Source organism: Pseudomonas sp. FSL R10-1350 (assembly GCF_009600525.1).
In the GTDB taxonomy this organism is placed as follows: domain Bacteria; phylum Pseudomonadota; class Gammaproteobacteria; order Pseudomonadales; family Pseudomonadaceae; genus Aquipseudomonas; species Aquipseudomonas helleri.
In genome coordinates, this window is sequence record NZ_WIVR01000254.1 from 1 (window position 1) to 235 (window position 235).

The 235-nt window shown below is 51.5% G+C and carries 1 protein-coding gene; it reads left to right on the plus strand.

Annotation, left to right across the window (positions count from 1 at the left end):
* A partial coding sequence (locus GHO25_RS26010; RefSeq protein WP_153393501.1) for a response regulator transcription factor occupies nucleotides 1-235 on the plus strand: 235 nt, incomplete at both ends.

Sequence of the window (235 nt, forward strand, 5' to 3'; positions counted from 1 at the left end):
TTTGTCGACATCATGATGCCGCGTCTGGACGGTTATCAGACCTGCGCGTTGATCAAAAACAACCGGGCGTTCAACTTGACGCCGGTCATTATGCTGTCGTCCAAAGACGGGCTGTTTGATAAAGCCAAGGGACGAATAGTGGGCTCTGATCAATTTTTGACCAAGCCTTTCAGCCGGGATGAACTGTTGAGTGCCATCAAGGCCCATGTACCCGGTTTCAACATCGCTCCAGGCA